16 protein-coding genes are annotated in these 21624 nt (G+C 64.1%); 4 read left to right on the forward strand and 12 right to left on the reverse strand.

Annotation, left to right across the window (positions count from 1 at the left end):
* Positions 1-19: 19 nt before the first annotated feature.
* From AC57BR_RS17275 to purU, 8 genes are all read right to left on the reverse strand, one after another.
* A complete protein-coding gene (locus AC57BR_RS17275; RefSeq protein WP_496362720.1) occupies positions 20-973 on the reverse strand; it encodes a carbohydrate ABC transporter permease in 954 nt (317 codons plus the stop codon).
* The gene (locus tag AC57BR_RS17280) at positions 973-1860 is read right to left on the reverse strand and encodes a carbohydrate ABC transporter permease (protein WP_496362722.1); all 888 of its coding nucleotides are present in this window, start codon (positions 1858-1860) and stop codon (positions 973-975) included. Before AC57BR_RS17280 ends, AC57BR_RS17275 begins: the two co-directional genes overlap by 1 nt.
* 83 nt (positions 1861-1943) lie before the next feature.
* Positions 1944-3224 (reverse strand): ABC transporter substrate-binding protein, encoded by a 1281-nt coding sequence (locus AC57BR_RS17285; protein WP_496362724.1) that lies wholly within the window; start codon positions 3222-3224, stop codon positions 1944-1946.
* Between the two features lie 976 nt (positions 3225-4200).
* Entirely contained in the window at positions 4201-6567 is a 2367-nt protein-coding gene (locus tag AC57BR_RS17290; RefSeq protein ID WP_496362726.1) for an FdhF/YdeP family oxidoreductase, read from the reverse strand.
* Positions 6568-6602: 35 nt separating this feature from the next.
* The gene (locus AC57BR_RS17295; protein ID WP_496362728.1) at positions 6603-7481 is read right to left on the reverse strand and encodes a bifunctional 5,10-methylenetetrahydrofolate dehydrogenase/5,10-methenyltetrahydrofolate cyclohydrolase; all 879 of its coding nucleotides are present in this window, start codon (positions 7479-7481) and stop codon (positions 6603-6605) included.
* Positions 7478-8104 carry a cyclodeaminase/cyclohydrolase family protein gene (locus AC57BR_RS17300; protein WP_496362730.1) on the reverse strand — a complete coding sequence of 209 codons (627 nt, stop codon included), beginning with the start codon at positions 8102-8104 and terminating at the stop codon, positions 7478-7480. The genes AC57BR_RS17295 and AC57BR_RS17300 overlap by 4 nt, the downstream gene beginning before the upstream one ends.
* 111 nt (positions 8105-8215) lie before the next feature.
* Positions 8216-10708, reverse strand: coding sequence for a GcvT family protein (locus tag AC57BR_RS17305; protein ID WP_496362732.1), 2493 nt, complete (start codon positions 10706-10708; stop codon positions 8216-8218).
* A 56-nt stretch (positions 10709-10764) separates the two neighbouring features.
* Entirely contained in the window at positions 10765-11679 is a 915-nt protein-coding gene (gene purU / locus AC57BR_RS17310) for a formyltetrahydrofolate deformylase (protein ID WP_496362734.1), read from the reverse strand.
* 118 nt (positions 11680-11797) lie between these two features.
* Here purU and AC57BR_RS17315 point away from each other — a divergent pair, with 118 nt between their 5' ends.
* Both AC57BR_RS17315 and AC57BR_RS17320 read left to right on the forward strand, forming a co-directional pair.
* Complete coding sequence (locus AC57BR_RS17315) at positions 11798-12478, forward strand: GntR family transcriptional regulator (RefSeq protein ID WP_496362736.1); 681 nt, start codon at positions 11798-11800, stop codon at positions 12476-12478.
* A 418-nt stretch (positions 12479-12896) separates the two neighbouring features.
* A complete protein-coding gene (locus AC57BR_RS17320) occupies positions 12897-14354 on the forward strand; it encodes an MFS transporter (RefSeq protein WP_496362738.1) in 1458 nt (485 codons plus the stop codon).
* A gap of 97 nt (positions 14355-14451) precedes the next feature.
* Here AC57BR_RS17320 and AC57BR_RS17325 read toward each other — a convergent pair whose 3' ends face one another.
* The gene (locus AC57BR_RS17325) at positions 14452-15072 is read right to left on the reverse strand and encodes an MBL fold metallo-hydrolase (protein WP_496362740.1); all 621 of its coding nucleotides are present in this window, start codon (positions 15070-15072) and stop codon (positions 14452-14454) included.
* Positions 15069-16232: an S-(hydroxymethyl)mycothiol dehydrogenase gene (locus AC57BR_RS17330; protein ID WP_496362741.1), complete on the reverse strand. Its 1164-nt coding sequence runs from the start codon at positions 16230-16232 to the stop codon at positions 15069-15071. Before AC57BR_RS17330 ends, AC57BR_RS17325 begins: the two co-directional genes overlap by 4 nt.
* A gap of 331 nt (positions 16233-16563) precedes the next feature.
* Between AC57BR_RS17330 and AC57BR_RS17335 the strand changes: the two genes are divergently transcribed.
* Positions 16564-16887, forward strand: coding sequence for a DUF6457 domain-containing protein (locus AC57BR_RS17335; RefSeq protein ID WP_496362743.1), 324 nt, complete (start codon positions 16564-16566; stop codon positions 16885-16887).
* Positions 16888-17112: 225 nt separating this feature from the next.
* Here AC57BR_RS17335 and AC57BR_RS17340 read toward each other — a convergent pair whose 3' ends face one another.
* Positions 17113-19011: a BCCT family transporter gene (locus tag AC57BR_RS17340; RefSeq protein ID WP_496362745.1), complete on the reverse strand. Its 1899-nt coding sequence runs from the start codon at positions 19009-19011 to the stop codon at positions 17113-17115.
* 445 nt (positions 19012-19456) lie between these two features.
* Here AC57BR_RS17340 and AC57BR_RS17345 point away from each other — a divergent pair, with 445 nt between their 5' ends.
* Positions 19457-20719: a macrolide family glycosyltransferase gene (locus tag AC57BR_RS17345; RefSeq protein ID WP_496362747.1), complete on the forward strand. Its 1263-nt coding sequence runs from the start codon at positions 19457-19459 to the stop codon at positions 20717-20719.
* Here AC57BR_RS17345 and AC57BR_RS17350 read toward each other — a convergent pair.
* Complete coding sequence (locus AC57BR_RS17350) at positions 20704-21519, reverse strand: IclR family transcriptional regulator (RefSeq protein WP_496362749.1); 816 nt, start codon at positions 21517-21519, stop codon at positions 20704-20706. The two genes, AC57BR_RS17345 and AC57BR_RS17350, sit on opposite strands and share 16 nt — an antisense overlap.
* Between the last annotated feature and the right edge of the window lie 105 nt (positions 21520-21624).

The following is a 21624-nucleotide window of genomic DNA, read 5'->3' on the forward strand; positions in this document are numbered from 1 at the left end:
CCCTTTGTGCTGTGGTTCCTCAGCCCTTGACGGCGCCGAGCGTCATGCCGGCGACGATCTTGCGCTGCAAGAGAAGGGTGAGGAGGATGACCGGGATCGAGTAGACGGCGGCCAGGGCCGTCATGGATCCCCAGTCAAGCCCGAACTGGGTCTGGAAATTCGCGATGACCACGGGGGTGGTCTGGGAGCGGATTGCCGTCATGAGGAGGGCGAAGAGGAACTCGTTCCAGGAGGCCAGGAAGGCGAAGATCGCGGTGACCGCGATGCCGCCGGAGACCACCGGGATGACCACCCGCCACAGGGCGCCAAGCCTGCTGCAGCCATCCACGGTGGCCGCTTCCTCCAGGTCCTTGGGCACTGCTTCGAAGAAGCTGGACATCAGCCAGATGGACAGCGGCAGCGAGATGGTGGTGTGGGCGATGGAGAGGGCAATCGGGGTGTCCGAAAGTCCCACGGAGGACATCATAGTTGCCAGCGGAATGCCGATGGCTACCGGCGGCACCATGCGGGTGACCAGTGCGGCCATGATAAACACCCGGCCACTGGGTGTCTTGTAGCGGGTGATCCCATACGCCGCGGGAACCGCCAGGACCAGTGACAGCAGGGTGCTGATGATGGCGGTCTGTGCGCTGTTGATGAACGACGCCAGCACTCCACTGCGACCCAAGGCGTTCGCGTAGTTCTCCAGTGTCCATTCCTTCGGGAGAATGGTGGGCGGAACGGCGATGGTGTCGATCGGGGCCTTGAAGGATGTGAACAGCAGGTACAGGAAGGGGAATCCGTACAGCACCATGGCTACGGCCAGCAGGATCCAGAGGACGGTGCGCGTACTGCGCTTGCCGGCTTCCAGTCCCTCGCGGTTCACGGCCCGACGCCGGCGCCCGCCGTCCGGTGCGGAAGTCTCCGCAGAAGGCTTGGCAGGCACTGCAGCCAGCTTCCCGCCGTCGTGCTTGACTCTTTCTGCGACGCGCATCAGGTGTCCTTTCCTGGTCGCCAGATGGTGGTCACCGCGAAGAACGCGACGGCGAGCATGGCCAGCAGATAGATGGTGCCCATTGCGCTGGCCAGGCCAGGATCGCCGAAGCGGATCATGGTGCGGTAGATCAGCAGGCTCATGGTTTCGGAGGCGGACTGCGGTCCGCCGTTGGTCTGGATGAGGATGGTGTCGAAGGCCCGGGCGGCGTCGATGCCCCGGACCACCAGTGCCACGGCGATCACCGGGCGGAGCAGCGGCAGGATGATCCGGAACAGAAGCGCAGGAGCCCTGGCACCATCGAGACGGGCAGCTTCGATCAGGTCGCCGGGGATGTTCTGGAGACCGGCGAACAACACGAGACACATGAACGAGGTGGTCAGCCAGATGTCCGGGACGGCCACCGAGAAGAGCACGATGTTCGGGTCCGAGAGCCAGCCGATCTGGTTCGGGTTGGAGAGGATGCCCGCTTGGTGAAGGAGGGTGCCGATGAGACCGAAGTTGTCGATCATCAGGAACTTCCACAGCAGGCCGGCGACGATCGGGGCGATCATGAGCGGGTAGAGGAAGGCGGTCCGCCAGATCTGGGACTTCCGGCCGAGGGTGGTGAACAGCAGCGCCATGCCCAGGCCGAGGGCGAATTCGAGCGTCACCACCACCACGGTATAGGCGAGGGTCCGCCAGCCCGCGCCCATGAAGGCCTCGGAGGCGAAGGCGCGGACGTAGTTGTCCAGGCCCACGAAGTCGCGGGGACCGCCGAGGATGGGGGAAATCTTGAAGAAACTGTCGGCCACGAGCCTGAACAGGGGGTAGGCAACGAAGACTGCGAGGAACAAGGCCGCCGGGGTCATCAAATAAAGGGCGAAGCGGCGATCAGGGATACGCACGGGGTTCTCTTCCGCTGGTTGGGTCCGCGGCCGGCACCCCTTCTGCCGTCAGTGCAGCATCAGGGGGTGCCGGCCGTGGAGTCTTACTTGAGGAGGTCTTGGATCTGCTTTTTCGCGTCGGCCAAGAGAGTGGCGGAGTCGCCGCCGGCTACGGCTTTTTGCAGCAGGGGAACCAAGACGGTGTCCACGATCTGCTGCCATTTGGCCGTAGCAGGGCGCGTGGCCGTTGCCTGGCCCTTGAGGGTCTCGATGAGCGGCTTGAAGCTCTCGTAGCCGGCCTTGTCCTGGTACTTCTCGAAGGCCGAGATGCGCGAGGCCAGGCCGAGGCTGGATTCGATGCCCAGGTCGTTGTGGTCATAGGCGCACTTGATGAACTTCTTGGCAGCGTCGCTGTTCTTGGTTGCCTTGGGCACGGCAAGGTACCAGGGGCCCGGAACACCGGCAACACCGGCGGAGCCGCCGATCATCGGAGCCGCGCCGACCTTGCCCGCGACCGGGGCATCCTTGGGGATCTGGCGGTAGGCGTGGGCCCAGAACCGGGTCATCGCGGTCTTGCCCTGGTTGAACAGGTTCTGCGCGGCTGCCCAGTCAACCTGAGCAGCGCCGGGAGGGGCGGACTTGACCAGGCTGGTGTAGAAGTCGAGCGCGTCCTTGTGCGCGGCGTTGTCGATCACGACGTTGTTGTTCTCGTCAATGACCATCGGGGAACCGGCCTGCAGGACATGGGCCAGCCATTCGGTTTCGACGCCGCCCTTCACGTCAGTGCCGTACATGCCGTCCTTTGTGAAGAATTCGGAGATGTCCTGGTATTGCTTCCACGTGGTCGGAGCCGCGAGGTCGTAACCGTATTTGGCCTTGAAGTCGGCCTTGTTCTTGGCATCGTCGAACAGGTCCTTGCGGTACAGGATGATTTCGGAGTTAGTCCAGGCCGGCATGCCGATGAAGTGCCCGTCCACGTTCGCTTCCTTCACGAGCGCGGGGAAGATGTCCTTCTTGGCCTCGTCGGTGAAGAGCTCGTCAATGGGCTGGACCGCATCCTTGAAGCTGGGAAGCCAAACGGAGTCCAGCGCCGCGACGTCGAAGGAGACGTTGCCGGAGGAGAACTCGCCCGAGAGCCTGTTGAACATACCGTCGTAAGGCAGTTCGACGAAGTTGGCGGTAACGCCTGTGTCTTTCTTGCACTGTTCGGCGACGCCTGTCAGTTCGGCGTGGCCGCCGGCCTCGACGAGGACGTTGACGGTGCTCGCGGCGCTACCCGACGTCGCTGCCGGGCCCCCCGCGCCGCAGGCGGTTGCTGCCAGAAGCACCGCGGTGGACAGACCGCCAATGGCGGTGATCCGGGAAATCTTGGTTCGAGAGGACATCGCTGTCGACTCCCTTTCTTTTGAACGGAATCTACATTGGGGTGGGGCTCGGAAGCTACAAGTCACGGTGCAAAACCGTTTTGCCAAATCGACTTGGCATCACATTAGGGCCGATGGCGGCTGCGTGTCAAGCGTCACTTTGCAACTTTTGGAGCCCTTGACCACGCCAGGGCAGCCGCCATACAGTAATTCGCGGGCCGCAGGACAAATCGTTTTGGCAAACTTTGGCAAAGGAGAACAGGGGAAACCCATCCCGCAGCCCCGGCACCGCAACCCCCACGCATGCGACCGCAACGTCTAACCCCGACCATCGGCGTCACCACGCGGGGGGCCTGAACCGGAAGAGCTGGGACATTTCCCCTGGTATGGCCAGATTGCCGCATCAGAAGCGTGGATAACGCAACAGGCCCGGATGGGGTCTGACGTTGCACAGTAAATGCGGCCGGGCCAGCATCAAGATCGTGGACAACAACCGCGGCGGGTGGGGGGCACATCCTTGCGGATGAATTTGTCTCCACCGTCACACCATGCCCCGCGGGTGAAGCAGGGGACTCACGGGTCGAGTTCATTAACGACCGGCTCCGCCTGCGCCTCTACGTGTACCGTGCATCATGGGAGCGATGTGGGGCGGCCGAGCCGCTCCTGGACGAGGTGTGCATCCCAGTACGGCCCCAGTTTCGGTCCCTGCGACTGGGCTGTGCCGCGCCCGGCGGCCATGCGACTGCGCAGGCGTTTCGGGGCGAAATGTGGTCCCGTTCAGGCTCTGATTGCGGCGCTAAGTGGACTCAAACTGATCGACAGGCCCCTCTTGTTCGTTTCCCGAAAGCGGTGCTTCGGCGCTTACCTCCCCAGGTATTTCAGGCCTCCGAAACACCGTTTACGGGAAACGAACCTGCTCCGTGCACTTGGTGACGCGAGCGCGGGCGCCATGCCATCGGCGAGCGCCCTGATATTCCAAATATATCGGAAAGATATATCAGAGCGGAAGGGTTGCAGGAATCTGATTTTCCGATGCCTTTGCCCCGGCTCGTTCCATCCGCACCACTAAGGACTTCGACGTCGGGGTTCCACTGGTGTCAGCGACGGAGTCCAGCGGAACCAGCACGTTGGTTTCCGGGTAGTAGGCGGCTGCGCAACCCTTCGGTGTCGAGTAGCTGACGATGCGGAAGTTCTCCGCCCTGCGTTCCGTTCCACGGAACTCCGAGACCAGGTCCACCATGTCGCCGTCGGCATAACCCAGCTCGGCGATGTCCGCCGCGTTGACCAGCACCACGCGCCGGCCGCCGTGGATTCCGCGGTACCGGTCGTCCTTTCCATAAATGGCGGTGTTGTACTGGTCGTGCGAACGCAGGGTCTGCAGGATCAGCCGGCCGGGCGGGACCCGAAGGTACTCCAGGGCATTGGACGTGAAGTGCGCCTTGCCGGACGGGGTCTTGAATTCCCTGTTGTCCCGTGGCGGGTGGGGCAGAACGAAGCCGCCGGGGTGCTGGATTCTCTCTTCGAAATTCTCGAAGCCATCGATGACGGCCTCGATGTGTTTCCTGACCAGGGAGTAGTCGTCCCGGAGCGCGAGCCACTCGGCCACCGGCGTGTTGGGGCGGGGCTGGCCGTCGGCGTCCGTGAACACCTTGTGCGCGAGATTGCAGACGATGGCCACCTCGGACATCAGGTGCTCGCCGGCGGGCTTGAGCCGGCCGCGGGATGCATGAACAGCGCTCATGGAATCCTCCACGGTGACCCTTTGGTCACCGGACCGCTGCGTATCCCGCTCGGTGCGGCCCAGCGTCGGGAGGATCAGGGCACGCCTTCCAGTCGACAGGTGCGAATGGTTCAGTTTCGTCGAGATCTGCACGGTCAGCCGGGTATTGGCCAGGGCCTTCTCGGTGGCTTCCGAGTCCGGAGCAGCCCGCACGAAGTTCCCGCCCATGCCCACGAACAGCCTGACCTTGCCGTCACGCATCGCCCGGATTGCGGCGACGGTGTCGTAGCCGTGCGCCCGGGGTGAACGGAACTGGAATTCCTGGTCGAGCCGGTCGTGGAAGGACTCGGGCATCCGTTCGAAGATGCCCATGGTCCGGTCGCCCTGGACGTTGGAGTGTCCGCGGACCGGGCAGACTCCCGCTCCGGGTTTGCCGATATTGCCCTGCAGCAGCAGGACATTGACGACGTCGCGAAGGGTGGGCACCGAGTGCTTGTGCTGCGTCAGGCCCATCGCCCAGCAGGCGATGGTGGAGCCCGAGGCCAGGAGCCGTTCGCCGGTGGCGTTGATCTGCTCCATGGTCAGGCCGGTCGCCTCAACGATGTCGTCCCACTGCACCTGTTCCAGCTGTGAGAGATAGGACTCGAGGCCGACCGTATGGTTCCTGATGAAGTCGTGGTCAAATACCGTGGACAGGCCCGGGGTGTTCCTGCCTGCACGTTCTGCGTCCAGCAGGTATTTCCCGAGGCCCTGGAACAGTGCCTGGTCCCCACCGGCCCTGATCTGCAGGAAGTCGTCAGTCAGTTGCGTGCCCACTAGCGTTCCGGCGATGGTCTGTGGGTTCTCGAAGTGCAGGAGTCCGGCCTCGGGGAGCGGGTTGACGGAGACGATGGCGGCGCCGTTTTTCTTGGCCTTTTCCAGGGCACTGAGCATGCGAGGGTGGTTCGTGCCCGGGTTCTGGCCTGCCACAAAGATGAGGGAGGCGGTTTCCAGGTCCGTGAGGCTGACAGATCCCTTGCCGATGCCTATGGTCTCCACCAGCGCCGACCCGGAGGACTCGTGGCACATGTTTGAACAGTCCGGAAGGTTGTTGGTGCCCACGCCGCGGACGAGCAGCTGGTACACGAATGCCGCCTCGTTGGAGGTCCTGCCGGACGTGTAGAAGACGCTCTGGTCGGGGTGCTCCATGTCCCTGAGTTCCTGGGCGATCAGCTTCAGCGCGTCGTCCCAGCCGATGGGCTTGTAGTGGGTTGCGCCCTCATCCAGGACCATCGGGTGGGTCAGTCTTCCCTGCTGCCCCAGCCAGTAGTCATCACGGGTCTTCAGGTCGGCGACGGAATGCCGGACGAAGAACTCCGGGCCGACGCGGCGGCGGGTAGCCTCCTCCGCCACGGCCTTTGCGCCATTCTCGCAGAATTCCGCGGCATTGCGCTTCTCGTGTTCCGGCCACGCGCAGCCCATGCAGTCGAAGCCGTCTATCTGGTTGACCGCCATCAGGGTCTGGACACTGCGCAGCGGCCCCATCTGCTCCAGGGAGATTTTCAGGGCATTGGCCACCGCGGGGATGCCCACGGCCTTGGTTTTGGGCTTGCTGACGGTCAGCTTTGACTCGTCGATGTTCTCGCGGGGGGCTTTCGAGGCCATGGGCTCTTCCTTGGAATCTTTGCAGGGCAGCCGGGTTACCGTGTGAGGGCCGGCGTCAGGGCTGCGTGTGACTGTTCGCGCGCCGCCTCGGCGGTGTGGAGAAGCAGCAGCGCGGTGGTGACTGATCCCACTCCACCGGGGACAGGCGTCAGCGCGGAAGCCACCGGACGGACACTGGCTTCGTCGACGTCGCCGGCGAGTGAGCCATCGGAGAGCACGTTGGTTCCCACATCGATGACCACTGAATGTTCCGAAACATCCGGCCCGGTGAGCAGCCCGGTGCGCCCCGCGGCAACAACCACGACGTCGGCACCCTTGGTGTACTTCGAGAGCGGGCCGGACTTCGAGTGGCAGACGGTCGTGGTGGCGTCCTTCTGCAGCAGCAGCAGCGACAGCGGCTTGCCAACCACGGTGGAACGGCCAACCACCACCACGTTGCGGCCGGCCACGGGGATTTCGAAGTGGTCCAGTATTTCCACTACGGCGCGTGCCGTGGCCGGGGCGAAGGCGCGTTCCCCGACGGCGAGAAGTCCCAGGCTCAGTGGGTTCGCACCGTCGATGTCCTTTTCCGGGGCGATGTACTTCACCAGTTCCTGGGTTCTGACGCCGGGAGGCAGGGGAGTCTGCAGGATGATGCCGTTGACGGAGGACTCCGCGCTTAGGTCCTTCAGCACGGCGATGAGTACCTGTTCGGTCGCGTCGTGGCCGAGGTCGATGATCCTGCAGCCGATGCCGGCGTTTTCCGCGGCGCGCTCGATGGAGCGCACGTACCAGTGCGTTGAGCTGTCCTCCGTCGCAACCACGACGGCGAGGGTAGGGCGTGAGCCCTCTTCGGTCAATACCGTGGCCAATACCGTGGCCTGCTGCTGGATCAGTTTGGCGAGAGGCTTGCCGGAGAGCAGGGATGCCGTCATTGGAGGATCCTTTCCCGTACCTGGCGCGAGAGCGAGTCCGCTGCCAGCACGACTTTTTCTTCGAGTCCGTCAGTCTGTTCAGCCAAAGCGGCGCGCGCCTGGGCGTCCTTAATGGCGACGACGTTGATGTCGATGTTGACGCGGGCCGTGGTGGCTGCTGCCCGGGCCGCGTCGGCTGCGGCGGCAATGTCGCTGATGACATTCGGGTTCGCAATATCCAGAAGTTCGGCTGCGAGTTCCACGACGGCGCCCGACAGCTTGATCAGCCGGGCCGGCGGTTCGGCGGCCTGGGCAAGTGCGTTGTTGATGGCGGCTGCACGCGCCTCACGTTCGGCGTCGCCTTCCGCCGGCAACTTATAGGAGGAGATGACAGCTTTGAAGGCGGCTTCGTCGGCGTCGGCCAGCCCCAGCGTCTCGCCGATGAGCTGGTCGGCGGCGGCAATAATTCTGGACGTCGTCTCTGCGTGCTGCTCATATCTGCCGCCGGTGCTGAATCTGGCGACCATCGCCACCAGGGCCGCACCCTGTGCCGCGTGGAGCGCCGCGGCCGCACCACCACCAGGGGTGGGCTTCCGCGAGGCAAGCCTGCCGAGGTAGTCATTAATTGTTTCTGAACCGATCATTTGTCCATTCCTGGGCTGGTAGAGGCTGGAGCGGAAAGGGGCTGCACGCAGCCCGGCTCCCGTTGCGAGGATGAGCCGGGCTGCGTGTCCCCAAAGGGCCCTGCGGGCTGCTTAGCCGCGGAGCCTGGTCATTTTCGGGTCGTACAGCGGCTCTTCCGTGACGGTGGCTGTGATGCGCCGCCCGAAGTATTCGATCTCGACGGAATCGCCTACCGAGACGGTGGCCGGGAGGTAGGCGTAGGCGATCGGTTTGGCCACGGTGTAGCCGTAGGCGGCGCTGGTCACGTAGCCCACTGCCTGTTCCTTGTAGAACACGGGTTCCTTGCCGAGGACGATGGACCGGCCGTCGTCGATGGTCAGGCACCGGAGCCGGCGGGCGGAGCCTTCTTCGGTCCGGCCTTCGAGCGCGCCCTTGCCGATGAAGCTTTCCTTGGCCATTTTGACGGCGAAGCCGAGGCCTGCCTCGAAGGGGTCGTGTTCGGTGGTCATGTCCGTTCCCCAGGAGCGGTAGCCTTTTTCGAGGCGCAGGGAGCTGAACGCTGCCCGTCCGGCGGCGATGACCCCGAAGGGCTGTCCTGCCTGCCAAAGCGCATCCCAGAGCCTTTGTCCGTTGTCCGCGGAGGTGTACAGCTCCCAGCCCAGTTCACCGACATAAGACAGGCGCATGGCCGTGACGGGGACGCCGCCAATGACAACGCTCTTGGCCCGGAAGTACTTCAGCCCGTCGTTGGTGAAATCATCGTCGCTGACCTTGCCGACCAGGTCGCGGGCCAGCGGGCCCCAGAGGCCGATGCAGCAGGTGCCGCCGGTGGTGTCGCGGACCTGGACCCAGTCGGAGGCGGATCCGCTTTGGGTCTGGTGCCGGGCTGCCCTGGTGAAGTAGGCGGTGTCGATGTTGCCGTTGGCTCCGAGCTGGAAGGTGTCCTCGTCCAGGCGGGCCACGGTGATGTCGCTCCGCACGCCGCCGGCGTGGTCGAGCAGCAGCGTGTAGGTGACCGCGCCGGGCTTCTTGGCCAGGTCCGCCGTCGTCAGCTCCTGCAGGAGCTTCAGGGCGCCGGGCCCGGAAACTTCGAGCCGCTTCAGCGGCGTCATGTCGTACATGGCCACGGCCGTGCGGGTCTTCCAGGCTTCGGCCGCGGCGATGGGGGAGCTGAACATGTTGGACCAGGCGTCCCGGGCCGGGGGCAGCCATTGCGCCGGCATCTCTTTCAGGAGGGCGGCGTTTGATTCGAACCAGTAGGGCCGTTCCCAGCCGCCGGATTCCAGGAAGAACGCTCCGAGTTCCTTGTGCCGGGCGTGGAAGGGGCTGACGCGGAGGTTGCGGGGGGAGAGTTTGGGCTGTAGCGGGTGGAGGACGTCGTAAATTTCCACGAAGTTCTGCTGCGAGGTTTCGCTGACATATTCGGGGGTGAGTTGGACGTCCTCGAAGCGGGTGATGTCGCATTCGCCGAGGTCGGTTTCGGACCGGCCGGTGGTCAGCAGTTCGGCCATCGCCTTGGCGACACCTGCCGAGTGCGTGACCCACACGGCCTCCGCCACGAAGAAGCCGTCGAGCTCCTTGGATTCACCGAGGAGCGGTCCGCCGTCGGGGGTGAAGGAGAAGATGCCGTTGAAGCCATCCTCGATGTCGCTTTCAGCCAGGCCGGGCAGGATCTGCTTTGAGGCCTCCCACGCGGGCAGGAAGTCCTCCAGGGTGAAGTCCAGGCGGGAGGGCATGTTGTGCTCGCTGACGGCCTCCGGGGCGAAGCTGCCGAGGGTGTCGAGGTCGACGGGCATGGGGCGGTGGGCGTAGGAGCCGATGCCGTAGCGTTCGCCGTGCTCCCGGTAGTAGAGGTCCTGGTCCTGGTGGCGCAGGATCGGCAGCGTGGCCCCGTTCGGCAGTTCATTGCGGCCGCGCAACTGCGGTACCGCCGTGGTCTTCACGTACTGGTGGGCCAGCGGGAGCAGGGGAACCGACATGCCGATCATGGCGCCGATCTTCGCGCCCCAGAACCCGGCACAGGAGATGACGATGTCGGCCGGAAAGAGACCGTTGCTGGTCTCGACGCCGGTGACCCGTCCATCGGACTGCTCGATCCCGGTCACCGCCGTGGAGCCCAGGTATTTGACTCCTGCCGCTTCCGTGCGTTTGATCAGCAGCTGAACCGCGCGGGCGGCGCTGGCCAGTCCGTCGCTTGGTACATGGAGCCCGCCGAGAACGTTCTCCTCGTTCAGGAGCGGGTACAGCTCCTTGCATTCAGCGGAGGAAAGAATGCTTCCTTCGATGCCCCAGGAGGAGGCGTAACCGAGTTTCCGCTTCAGGTCAGCGAGGCGGGTTTCTGTGGTGGCGACTTCCAGGCCGCCGACCTGGTTGAAGCAGCTCACGCCGTCCTCTGTCAGCGACAGCAGCTTCTCGACTGTGTACTTGGCGAAGGAGGCCATGGTCTTGGACGGGTTGGTCTGGAAGACCAGGCCCGGAGCGTGGGACGTGGAACCGCCGGGCATGTTCAACGGTCCCTGGTCCAGGACAGTGATGTTGTTCCAGCCCCGGGCGACCAGTTCGTCGGCCAGGTTCGTGCCGACGATGCCGGCTCCGATGATGACAATGCGTGGCGTGGATGCCATATGGGTTTCTCCTGCTGATCTAAGTAGTGGGTTTCCGCCGCCCGTGGGTGGCTGCCTTAGCGGAAGACGATGGTGCTGGCCTGGTCGATCAGCACCTGGTGCTCGCAGTGCCACCGCACCGCGCGGGACAACGCCAGAGCCTCTGCGTCCTGCCCGATAGTGGAGAGCGTGGTGGGTCCGTGGCTGTGGTCGACGCGAATGACTTCCTGTTCGATGATCGGGCCCTCATCAAGGTCGGCGGTGACGTAGTGCGCGGTTGCGCCCACCAGCTTGACGCCGCGGTCGTAGGCCTGGTGGTAGGGGCGCGCACCCTTGAACCCCGGCAGGAACGAGTGGTGGATGTTGATGGCCCTGCCCTCGAGGGACCGGCACAGGTCATCGGAAAGCACCTGCATGTACCGGGCCAGGACGACGAGGTCGATGTCGTACTCATCCACGAGCCCGAGCAGGCGCCGCTCGGCATCCTGCTTGGTTTCCGGAGTCACCGGGATGTGAACGAACGGCAGGCCGGCAGCCTCGGCCATTGCCCGGTGCGTCTCGTGGTTGGAAACCACCAGGGCCAGGTCCCCGCCAAGGCTCCCGCCCCGCCAGCGGAAAATCAGGTCGTTGAGGCAATGCCCGAACTTGGACACCATGACCAGAACCCGCGGCCTGGTCTCGTCGTGGACGTTGAACTTCATCTCAAAGCGTTGCGCGATGGCGCCGAACTCCTCCTCGAGCGCCTGAAGATCGTAATCCGTGGCTCCCGAGAAAGCCGTGCGCAGGTGCAGGGTCTGGCGCAGGCCGTCGTCGAACTGCTGGTGCTCTTCGATGTTGAATCCCCGCTCAAACAGGAACGTGGTCACTGCCTGAACGATGCCGGCACGCTCGACACACGACAGTGTGAGCACGAACTTGCCGCTTTTGGTTTCTTCAGAGGCTTCTGTCTGCGCAGCCGGCCTGGTCTTTGTGGCTGTGTCCACAGCGGTCATGTCGCATCCTTTAGATATATGGCTGATCACCTTATTGATATATCAGGGGTGGTGGCCAGCGTATACTGGTGTGCGGATGAGGTCAATAGGCGAATGTTGGCCCGGGAGAGGCGGAGCGGTGGCGTTTGAAGCTTTGGCGGTGACGGAGGCCGGAGGTTCGAGGTCGCTGGCCGATGTTGCCTATGAACGGATACGTGACAGCCTGCTGACCCTGGAGATCCGGCCCGGTGATCCGCTCTACGACGAGGGAATCGCAAAGGAACTCGGCGTGGGCCGTACTCCGGTCAGGGAAGCGCTGAAACGGCTGGAGGTGGACCGGCTCGTGGTGACCTATCCGCGGCGCGGCACATTCGCAACGCGCGTTGAGGTTACGGACCTCGCATTCATCTCGGAAATCCGTGCCCAGCTGGAGCCTCTCGCAGCCTCCCGTGCCGCACGGGTGGCCACAGCGGCCGCCCGGGACCGCCTTCGCCTCATCGTGGAGGAAGTGGAGGCCTTCGACGTCGAGAGCGCTTCTGTGGTGGAGACCCTGCGCCTGGACGCCCGGGTGCATCAGGGGATCTACGCCGCAGCGGCAAATCCGCATCTGGAAGACGCACTGATCCGCTATGACAATCTGGCAACACGGATTTGGTGCATGGTGCTGGACCGCCTGCCGAACCTTTCCCGTCATGTGCACGAGCATGTCGAGCTGCTTGAAGCGGTGATCGACGGGGACGAGGCCCGGTCGGCAGAGCTGGCCCGCGCACACGTGGACGGCTTTGAGAAGGCCGTGCGGACGGCCCTGTTCGCTGCCTAGCGCTGGTCTGAAACGCATCCGCGGCGACCTCTACCGCCAAACTTGGACCCTCCCTCACCTTTTGCAGGTTTTAACGCGATCCTTCCTCACCTCTCGCGGGTTTTAACGCGATGCTTCCTCACCTCTCGCGGGTTTTAAAGCGATGCTTCCTCAATCTCGGGTGGGGGAGCATCCAGAGACCGCGGCGCGTGTCATGTTTTTGACAATGACTGTGAGCTGACGCACTCTGTTGCATAAACTGAATGCTGTTGATTACTACGGAACGCGAGGGGATCCCACGCGCGGTCCCACGTAGACAGTCATCGTCCTGGACGACGCCTCCTTGGCTATGGAGTCCGTGGACCCGCCGGGCCTGTCCGCGGGGGAAACGCAGCTCGCCGCATTCGAGCCCCCGCCAATACTCAGTAAGGAACCCTTTATGACAATCAAAGGTGATGTCACAACCGACCAGAGCAGTAAAGGCAGACCGGGCTCCCGCCGGCTCACGGTGTCCGACGTCAATGTCGTGGACCAGCGGATGCTCAAGAAGGCCCTCGGCGGCACCATCGTGGGCAACGCCATGGAGTGGTACGACGTCGGTGTGTTCGGCTATTTGATCACCACCATGGGTCCGGTGTTCCTGCCGGAAGCGGACAGGACGGTCCAGACCCTGTTCCTGCTCGGCACCTTCGCGGCGACCTTCATTGCGCGGCCTATCGGCGGCGTCGTCTTCGGCTGGCTTGGCGACAAGGTAGGGCGGCAGAAGGTGCTCGCCGCGACCCTCATGCTGATGGCGGCCAGCACCTTCGCCGTCGGCCTCCTGCCCGGCTACGCGCAAATAGGTGTCTGGGCGGCCGCGCTGCTGGTTCTCCTGAAGCTCGTGCAGGGCTTCTCCACGGGTGGTGAGTATGCCGGGGCCACCACGTTCGTGTGTGAGTATGCCCCTGACAAGCGGCGCGGCTTCTTCGCCAGTTTCCTGGACATGGGCTCCTATATCGGGTTTGCCCTGGGCGCTGCCACGGTCTCGGTCCTGCAGGTCACCCTCGGCGAGGCCGCCATGGAGGATTGGGGCTGGAGGCTGCCATTCCTGGTGGCCGGACCTCTGGGCCTGATCGCCATCTACTTCCGGAACAAGATCGAGGAATCCCCCCAGTTCCAGGCAACCCTTGGCGCGCAGGAGGCAGCCTCCGTGGCAGCCGCTGCGGGCGATAACGCTGATGCCAGGGGGCCGGTGGGCATCGTGAAAAGCTACTGGCGCCAGATCGTGCTGGCCATGATCCTGGCCGGGGCTGCCAACACCGTCGGCTACGCCCTGACGTCATACATGCCCACATACCTGACCGAATCCAAAGGCTATGACCCGGTCCACGGCACGCTGCTGACCATTCCGGTGCTCGTGGTGATGTCCTTGTGCATCCCGCTCACCGGCAAGCTTTCGGACCGCATCGGACGCCGACCCGTGCTGTGGATCGGCGCCGGAAGCACCGTTCTGTTCGCCGTCCCCGCCTTCATGCTGATCGGCATCGGCAGCGTCTGGTCCACCCTGGCGGGCCTGTCCCTGGTTGCCTTCCCCGTGACGTTCTACGTTGCCAACCTCGCATCAGCACTTCCGGCGCTGTTTCCCACGTCATGCCGCTACAGCAGCATGGGCATCGCCTACAACTTCTCTGTGGCGATCTTCGGCGGGACAACGCCGTTCGTGGTCCAGGGCCTGATCGAGGCCACCGGGGACGACATGGCCCCTGCCTATTACCTGATGGCGACGTCGGTCATCGGTGCTATTGCCATCTATTTCCTTCGTGAATCCGCCGGCCGCCCACTGCCGGGCTCCATGCCGAGCGTGGACACCGAGGCTGAGGCGCAGGAGCTCATTGCGACGCAGGACGCGTGGCGGTAGCGGCTTGCTCCAAACTTCAGTGTCCCGCATCGCTGTTTAAGTGGTACACGAACGGCCCCCATCGAAGGATGGGGGCCGTTCGCTGTTTGCCGATTTCTTACTGTGCCACCTTGGCGAGGGTTCCGCGTTCGGCGGCGATGGTGGTGTTCTCCCCGTGTCCGGTCCTGACGGTTGTTTCCGGTGGGAGGGTGAGGAGGCGTTCACGGATGGAGGCCAGGATGGTGGGGTAGTCGCTGTAGGAGCGTCCGGTCGCGCCGGGTCCGCCGTTGAACAAGGTGTCCCCGGTGAACACGGTGTTCTCGCTTTCCAACAGGAAGCAGGTGGAGCCCGGTGAGTGGCCCGGCGTGTGGATCGCCTTCAGCACGGCCCCTGCGACTTCGAACTCGTCCCCGTCCGCGATGCCCTTATCGGGGGTGGTGCCGGGGTAGACCTGTTCCCAGAGGACCTGGTCCTCGGGGTTCAGCCAGACCGGGGCACCCACGGCGTGGGCGAGTTCGCGGGCGGCGCCGATGTGGTCGTTGTGCGCGTGCGTGAGCAGGATCGCCTTCACCTTCCGGCCCCGGACCTGGTTGATGATCGCGGCGGCGTCGTGCGGGGAGTCAATGATCACGCACTCCTGTTCGTCACCGACGATCCAGACGTTGTTGTCCACATCCCAGGTCCCGCCGTCCAGGGAGAACGTGCCCGAGGTGACCAGGTTCTCGATTCTGACACTCATACGGACGCCCCCGCAGTCGTGGCAGCCGTTGCCGCGGCCGGCCGGGTGGCCGCTGCTGTGGAGGATCCCGCGGGCTGGATTTCAACAACTGAACGCAGGACCTTGCCGTCGTGCATCTTGTCGAAGGCTTCCTCGACCTGGTCGATGGTGATCCGTTCGGACACGAACGCGTCCAGGTCCAGGTTCCCCTGCCGGTAATGCGAGACCAGCATCGGGAAATCCCGGGACGGCAGGCAGTCCCCGTACCAGGAGGACTTCAACGACCCGCCCCGCCCAAACACATCCAGCAACGGCAACTCCAACACCATCTCCGGGGTCGGCACACCCACCAGGACCACACGCCCGGCCAGGTCACGGGCATAGAACGCCTGCTTATAGGTCTCCGGCCGGCCGACCGCCTCAATCACCACGTCGGCGCCGTTCCCGCCCGTCAGCGCCCGGATCGCCTCCACCGGATCGGCCTCGCGGGAGTTCACCCCGTGCGTCGCACCCAGGGACTTCGCCATCTGAATCTTGTTCTCGTCAATGTCCACGGCGATGATCGTCGTCGCCCCGGCCAGCTTCGCACCCGCGATCGCCGCGATGCCCACCCCGCCGCAGCCGATCACGGCCACCGACTCGCCGCGCTTGACCTCACCGGTGTTAATCGCCGCACCAATCCCGGCCATCACCCCGCACCCCAGCAAACCGACAGCGGCAGCATCGGCGTCGGGATCGACCTTCGTGCACTGACCCGCAGCGACCAGGGTCTTCTCCGCGAACGCCCCGATCCCCAACGCCGGAGACAGCACCGTGCCATCCTCCAGGGTCATCTTCTGGGACGCGTTCGCCGTGTTGAAACAGTACTGCGGCTGGCCCTTCGCGCACGCCCGGCACTGCCCGCACACCGCACGCCAGTTCAGGATCACCCGGTCACCGGGAGCGACCTCCGTCACACCCTCACCCACCGCGGAGACCACACCGGTCGCCTCATGACCCAACAGATACGGGAACTCATCCCCGATCCCGCCCAGCTTGTAATGCAAATCCGTATGACACACCCCGCAGGTCAGCACATCCACCAACGCCTCCGCCGGCCCAGGATCCGGCACCAGAATCGTCTCCACCGACACCGGAGCATCCTTCGCCCTGACAACAACTGCCTTCACTCTATGAACCATAAAATCTCGTTCCTTTCGGGTGTTCTGCGGCTGACACAGTCCACCCGGGAGGCGCTTGGCGCTGTCTGGCGGGGGAGCAGTGGCCGGAGGTCTTTTGAGGGTACATCAGCGAGGCGGCTGATATGCCTTTGATATTTGTGAGCTAGATAACTGATATATAAGCGATCGTATTCGCCGGAACTTGGTTGCGTCAACGTGGCCGGGGCCATCGTCAGCCGAGCGGCACGGCACCGCCGGGGCCGGCCAGCAAAACCCCCATGACTTGCGCCGCCATGCCTTGTAGGGTCAGGGCACCAGCTTGAAGCGGAAGTGTTCTGTACAAGGAGAGATCATGGCCGTCGACGATGAAATGCAGATCCTGTCCGAGTGGAGCGAGCAGTTGGCGAGGGCGCTGGAGGTCCCGGACCTCGACGTCGACCAAGAGCTGCTGCTGGATGTGGCGAGGAAAGCTGCGGATTCAGTAATTCATGCCGCGGCACCGGTAACGGCTTTCATGGTGGGCTACGTGGCCGGCCATCAAGCCGGGCAGGGCTGCGCGGGCCCGGAGGGGTCCAGGGCGGCGACTGCCCGCGCCGCAGACATCGCGTTCCGGCTGTGCGAGAACCGGGCTCACAGCAAGGACGGCGGGGGCCCCAGCCCCGCCGGGGCGCCCTAGCGGCAGTCAGTCGGTCTCGGGGCCGGAACAGAAAAAGCAGCCGTGATAGTCGCAGTCATCAACGGGGCGGTCTTCCGATTCCGTTTCAACCTGTGCCGTTGCGGGCGCCGATGCCATATGAGATGCCTTTCCTAGTGTGAGCCACGAGTGCGTTTCTTTTAGAGGCCAACGTCAGAGCGGCCGGACCCCGGCGGCTTGTGCCACCCGGATCCGACCGCTCGGTGCTCAGTGCCGCTTGTCCCCGTTCGGATCAAGCTCATTCTTGGCGCACCGTTCATCACACTCGTGCTTGGTCACCAGGTCGAACTGGACGCCGCCGTGCTGCTCGACACCACTCCGGATGGAGCGGTCGATGACGGATGTGACCAGCCGCTTGCGCAGCGACAGCGGGTCCCTGCGCAGATCCCTTGTGAGGGCAAAGCACATCAGGAACATCACGACGACGAAGGGCAGGGCTGAGACGATGGTGATCCGTTGCAGTCCGGCGAGTGCCTCGGCAGGCTTGTCGCCGCCGGCGAGGAGCATTACTGCGGCCACGGCGCCCGTCAGGGCGCCCCAGAAGATAACGACCCCGCGGCGTGGTTCTTCAGCACCGTCGGAGCTGAGCGATCCCATCACGATGGACGCCGCATCGGCGCCGGTGACGAAGAAGATGGCCACCAGGACCATCGCCAGGACGGCGACCGCGCCCGCAATGGCGTTGGGCAGGGGCAGGTGATGAAGCAGGTCGAACAGAGCGCCATCGAAGGAAATCGAGGGTTTCCCGTCGACGATCTTGGCCAGGCCATCGCCGGTGTCAGGGGTGGCATCTGCCTTTGCCTGGATGTTGATGGCGGCCCCGCCGAAGATGCCGAACCAGATCACGCTGACGATGCTGGGGACCAGCAGGACGCCGGTGACGAACTGGCGGATGGTGCGGCCGCGGCTGATACGGGCGATGAACAGGCCAACGAACGGCGTCCAGGAGACCCACCAGGCCCAGTAGAAAATAGTCCAGCCGGACATCCATGTGCGCAGGGCGTCGTCGCCGACGGCCTCGGTCCGGGAGGCCATCTCGGCCAGGTCCCGTGCATAGTCGCCCACTGCCGCCGGGATCAGGTTCAGGATGAAGAGCGTCGGGCCGGCCACGAACACGATGATGGCCAGGACTGCAGCCAAGACCATGTTGATGTTCGACAGCCACTGGATGCCGCGGCTGATGCCGGAGACTGCGGAGGCCACGAAGCAGGCTGTGAGCACGGCAACGATCACCACGAGCACGGGAGTGGCAAGCTGGCCGTCGATCCAACCGTTGGACGCCATGCCGCTGCCGATCTGCAGAGCGCCGAGTCCGAGCGATGCTGCCGTTCCGAAGAGTGTGGCGAAGATGGCAAGCATGTTGATGAGCTTGCCGATGGGACCTTCCACCCTGCGGATGCCGAACAGCGACGTGAAGATCGTAGAAATGAGCTGCTTGCGGCCGAGGCGGTAGGTGCCATAAGCCATGGCGACGCCCACCACCGCGTACATGGCCCACGGGTGCAGGGTCCAGTGGAAGATCGAGGTTGCCATCGCAGTCTGGACGGCCGCGGGAGTCTGGCCGTCAACGGTGCCCGGCGGCGGGGAGATGTAGTGGTAGAGCGGCTCGGCCACGCCGTAGAACATCAGGCCGATGCCCATGCCTGCGGCGAACATCATTGAGACCCACGAGACCATGGAGTACTCGGGCTTTTCCGCGTCTTTGCCAAGCGGAATGTTCCCGAAGCGGCTGACCGCCAGCCACAGCACGTAGACCACGAACAGGGAGGAGAGGGCAACGAACAGCCAGCCTGTGTTTTCCATGACCCAGTCAAGGACCACCTGGGACGTGGCGGCCAGGTTCTCCTTGCCGGCAAAGCCCCAGATTACAAAGGCCAGCGTGAGCAGTCCGGCGACGCCGAAGACTACCTTGTCGATGCCTCCCTTCCGGAACAGCTGGCTGCTGCGCCGGGCTTCTTCGTGTTCTGTTTCGGTTTCCCGCAGGGCCTGAAGGATTTCCAGGTCTTCCGCGGGAGTTTCAGGTTCTCGTTCCGACGCCGGCTCCACCCCCGAGGCCCGACTGTCTTCACTGCTTTCATCGATAGTGACGTCACTATTGATTGTCATGAGGGGTTTCCTTAATTGAATATGCGGGACGGCCCAGCCGTGCCGCCGGGGTTAGGCCCGGCGCCAGGTTCGGCTCGTCCACGGAGTCGACAGCCAGGATGGTCACCGTCGACGATCCTGGCTTCGTGAATGCGGACTGGCGGTTTCGCCGGAGCTTTTGTTGTGCTCGTTAGTTCCGCAGTAATCAACACACTTCGCCTTCAGCAACAGAGTGCGCTAGCTCACACGCGTTGTCAAGGATTTTTTGTTGTCGCCGTAACTTCTTGACAGTGCGCATATGATGCAGCAGGCTGTTGCTCATCGTGATTCTTGTTGCGCATGAGGCAATTAAAAGGAAAAGCGCATCATGGGACCGCCGGTTGGGCCAGTCGAAATCCGGGAAGGCCCATCAGTTTTTAAAGCGCGTACGATGATCCTGTCGCTGCCCGGCGGAGGAGTGAATGCCATGCATTTTGCCTTTGTTTGTCTTCCGGCCACGGGCCACGTGAACCCCACGCTGCCGGTGGTCGCAGAGCTGGTCCGCAGGGGCCACCGCGTCACGTATGCCACCTCGGCCAGGTACGCCGCCGCCGTCGAATCTGCGGGAGCCACCATTTTCGAGAACGGCGAGGACCTGTCCGCGCAATTTCCCCGGTTCGGCAATGCTTCAGGCAGTCCCGCCCCGGACGACGCCGGCCGGTCGCCTCGAGCGGGCATGCTCGCGGGGCTGGGGTCAGGCCTGATGTCCGGACTGCTGGAGCGGCTGCTGGAAAGGGCACGGGAAGAATTCCCTGCCTTGCTGGCACGCCTGGCCGCCGATCGGCCGGACGCGGTGTGCTACGACGCCATGACCCTCGCCGGGAAGATGGCCGCAATGAAGCTTGACCTGCCCGACATCGCATTGCTGCCGACCTACGCCACCAATGAACATTTCTCCATGCGGGAGCTGATGCCCTCCCGTGCACCTGCGGAAATGCTGGCGGCGTGGAAGCAGGCCCGTCAGCTCATCGAGGATTTCGCCCGGGACCAAGGACTGGCCGGGTTTAACTTCATGGAAGGACCTCCGGCTTCCTTGAACATCTGTTTCATCCCGCGGGAATTCCAGCCCGCAGGTGACACCTTCGATGGCCGGTTCCACTTCGTGGGACCCAGCCTTGGCCGGAGGGGCATTGAGGAGGCCTGGCGGCCCCGCACGAAGGATGCGCCGCTGCTGTTCATTTCGCTCGGAACAACGCCGTTGAATGACCAGCCGGATTTCTTCCGGATGTGCCTGGAGGCCTTCGCCGGCACCGAATGGCAGGTGGCCTTGGCCATCGGCGACCGCCTGGATCTGGCCGAGCTGGGGGAGATTCCGCAGAACGTAGAGGTCCGGCCTTTCTTTCCGCAGCTGGATGTTCTGGCCCGTGCCGACGTGTTCCTCTCCCATACGGGGATGAACTCCACCATGGAGGCGCTGTATTTGGGCGTTCCCCTCGTGGCGTTTCCGCTGCAGCCGGAGCAGGACGCCAACGCCCGCCGCGTCGAGGACCTGGGGCTGGGCCGCCGCCTCCCCACGGACGGGCTTACCCCGGGCATGATCCATGACGTCGTGACGGAGGTCAGTCAGGACCAGCAGATCCGCCGCAACATTGCGGCGATGAGCCCGCGCGTCCGCAACTCCGGCGGGGCAACGGCGGCGGCCGATGCCATGGAGGAGTACCTGGGCGTTCTGACTTATCGGCGGGTGTAGCCCATGTTGGCGCTGATCCGCAGGCCGGCCTGGCCGAGTCCCTCCACGAGGCCCGGCACCTTCTCCGGGTCGAAGCGGAAGGCCGGGCCGGAGATGCTTACCGCGCCAATCACCGTTCCCAGGTGGTTGTAGACCGGCACCGCCATGGAGTTCAGCCCGATTTCGAACTCCTCGAGGACCACTGCATAGCCGTCATGGGCGACGTCGATCAGCTCCTTTTCGAGTTTGTCGCGCCTGGTGATGGTCCGCGGTGTCCGGGCCGGCAGCCCTGTCTCCTTCAGGATGCGCTCACGCTCGTCGGCGGCCAGCGCTGCCAGCAGAACCTTCCCGCTGGACGTCGCGTGCAAGGGAGTCAGGCTTCCCACCCAGTCGTAGGTGGCCAGGGTTGATGGCCCCATGGCCTGGTCCACGTTGACGGCGTAATTGGAGCGGAGAACGGCGAGATTGACGGTTTCCTTGAATTCCTCGGCCAGGTTTTCGAGTACCGGGCGGGCCTCGCGGACCAGGCTCAGCCGGCCGGGAATGGAACTGGCCAGGCGCAGGATGCCGAAGCCGAGCTGATACTTGCCCCGTTCGCTGTTCTGGTGGACCATCTCCCTGCCCACGAGGGAACCGAGCAGCCGGGACACCGTGGACTTGTGGATGCCCATTTCCTCGGCGATTTCGCTCACGCCTGCATGGCCGTCGCGGGCCAGGATCTCCAGGACAGCGAGCGCCCTGTCGACGGATTGGACGCCGCCCTGTTGGCCGGCTTCACCCTCGGCGTCGGCATCGGATTCAAGGACATTGTTCGAAGCCATGATCCATACTCTCAAGTAGTTTCGGCGGCCGGCTTTCCCGGAGGACCGCGTGGGCCGGCCTCGCGGCCGATCCACAATGTTGATCCTATGCCGGGGAATGTGACG

Source organism: Arthrobacter sp. BGA-UO-ETr-C19 (assembly GCF_059568005.1).

Bases quoted from the DNA above. Each gene is read 5' to 3' on its own strand.
- AC57BR_RS17275 (WP_496362720.1), bottom strand. From the start codon at position 973: ATGCGCGTCGCAGAAAGAGTCAAGCACGACGGCGGGAAGCTGGCTGCA.
- AC57BR_RS17285 (WP_496362724.1), bottom strand. From the start codon at position 3,224: ATGTCCTCTCGAACCAAGATTTCCCGGATCACCGCCATTGGCGGTCTG.
- AC57BR_RS17290 (WP_496362726.1), bottom strand. From the start codon at position 6,567: ATGGCCTCGAAAGCCCCCCGCGAGAACATCGACGAGTCAAAGCTGACC.
- AC57BR_RS17295 (WP_496362728.1), bottom strand. From the start codon at position 7,481: ATGACGGCATCCCTGCTCTCCGGCAAGCCTCTCGCCAAACTGATCCAG.
- AC57BR_RS17300 (WP_496362730.1), bottom strand. From the start codon at position 8,104: ATGATCGGTTCAGAAACAATTAATGACTACCTCGGCAGGCTTGCCTCG.
- AC57BR_RS17305 (WP_496362732.1), bottom strand. From the start codon at position 10,708: ATGGCATCCACGCCACGCATTGTCATCATCGGAGCCGGCATCGTCGGC.
- purU (WP_496362734.1), bottom strand. From the start codon at position 11,679: ATGACCGCTGTGGACACAGCCACAAAGACCAGGCCGGCTGCGCAGACA.
- AC57BR_RS17320 (WP_496362738.1), top strand. From the start codon at position 12,897: ATGACAATCAAAGGTGATGTCACAACCGACCAGAGCAGTAAAGGCAGA.
- AC57BR_RS17325 (WP_496362740.1), bottom strand. From the start codon at position 15,072: ATGAGTGTCAGAATCGAGAACCTGGTCACCTCGGGCACGTTCTCCCTG.
- AC57BR_RS17330 (WP_496362741.1), bottom strand. From the start codon at position 16,232: ATGGTTCATAGAGTGAAGGCAGTTGTTGTCAGGGCGAAGGATGCTCCG.
- AC57BR_RS17335 (WP_496362743.1), top strand. From the start codon at position 16,564: ATGGCCGTCGACGATGAAATGCAGATCCTGTCCGAGTGGAGCGAGCAG.
- AC57BR_RS17340 (WP_496362745.1), bottom strand. From the start codon at position 19,011: ATGACAATCAATAGTGACGTCACTATCGATGAAAGCAGTGAAGACAGT.
- AC57BR_RS17345 (WP_496362747.1), top strand. From the start codon at position 19,457: ATGCATTTTGCCTTTGTTTGTCTTCCGGCCACGGGCCACGTGAACCCC.
- AC57BR_RS17350 (WP_496362749.1), bottom strand. From the start codon at position 21,519: ATGGCTTCGAACAATGTCCTTGAATCCGATGCCGACGCCGAGGGTGAA.